General features: G+C 46.4%; 2 protein-coding genes. Both read left to right on the top strand.

Going from position 1 to position 1,262, the window contains the following annotated elements:
- Window positions 1-30 precede the first annotated feature (30 nt).
- The gene (locus R7E42_RS24505; RefSeq protein WP_318073164.1) at window positions 31-933 is read left to right on the top strand and encodes a DUF3943 domain-containing protein; all 903 of its coding nucleotides are present in this window, start codon (window positions 31-33) and stop codon (window positions 931-933) included.
- 224 nt (window positions 934-1,157) lie between these two features.
- Window positions 1,158-1,262, top strand: a 105-nt coding sequence (locus R7E42_RS24500) for an ACT domain-containing protein (RefSeq protein ID WP_318073163.1), incomplete at its 3' end; no start/stop codon positions are given.

Below are 1,262 nucleotides of genomic sequence, written 5' to 3'. Positions count from 1 at the left end.
AACTCGGAGACCTTTGTGTCAAAATCATCCATGTTCAAGAAGACTCTCGCAGGACTCTTACTGACGACGTCGGCCGTTGCTAACGCGAGCCAGTACGATATGAGCCGCCACTCAGAGTTTTCTTACACGCCTGATTGTATGTCAGGTTACTGCGAAACAACCAATCTGTACACCTTCGAATCTCAAAATCGCAGTCTTGCTTTTGAACAGAATAACGATGATTCTTTAAATCTTGACGCAGGCCATCAGCCTAGACACCTTATCGTTCCTCAAGATAAGGACTGGGATTACCTAATGGGCCAGACGTACACCATTCTTGGCCTGAGTGTGGCTACTGTTGGTTTGATGACGTTTCTTCCTGAAAGCATTACGAAGTGGGACGAAGAAGACCGCGACATGAGTAAGCTGGGTAGCAAATGGAAAGATAACGTTTCTGATGGCCCGGTATGGGACCGTGACGAACACTTCCTAAACTACATCATGCACCCATACTTTGGCGGTGTTTACTACACAGCGGCAAGACATGCAGGTTACAACGAATTTGAATCATTCTTGTACTCTGCCACCATGTCTACTTTCTTCTGGGAATACGGTGTTGAAGCGTTTGCAGAAGTCCCTTCTTGGCAGGACATCTTTATCACGCCATTCTTTGGTGCGGTCGTGGGTGAAATGATGCTAACAGCAGAGCAAGACATCGTAGCAAATGGCGGCGAAGTGTTAGGTTCAGAAACTGCAGGCGACGTTTCTCTCTTCTTCCTAAACCCTGTTGGTCATATCCACCACTGGGTGACTGACGCATGGGGCGGCAGCGCTGAATTGAAATTCAACTCCTCACCTTGGTTCGGCAATCAAGATGTTGCGAAGTTTGCCATGGACGCAGGTGCAAGCTACGACAGTCAGTTTTACGGCGTAGAGCTGAAAGTAACGTTCTAAGCCAACCATATTGAACGACATTAATGAAGAGCAGCCAAACGGCTGCTCTTTTTGTATCTAGTGCACTGTTTTGATTATTTGCTTCGCGAATTAGTGTGAAAAATTGACTTCTATCAAACATAACCCCTTCCTAGGACCTACACTGAAGAAAAGGACTTATTCCAATAACTTAAGCGATGCGTTCCACCGCACTGCGTCCAAACCTTATTCCAGGAGGGGACATCATGAACACTGTGTTTATCGTTAACTTTGTCGGTCAAGCATCACCGGCGACTATCAAACAACTGGCTGCTGTTACTCATGAAAACGGAGGCAAATGGTTAATCAGC

This window comes from Vibrio sp. Vb1337, from assembly GCF_033338715.1.
GTDB lineage: Bacteria > Pseudomonadota > Gammaproteobacteria > Enterobacterales > Vibrionaceae > Vibrio > Vibrio alginolyticus.
This window is presented reverse-complemented; position numbering and strand designations above follow the sequence as displayed.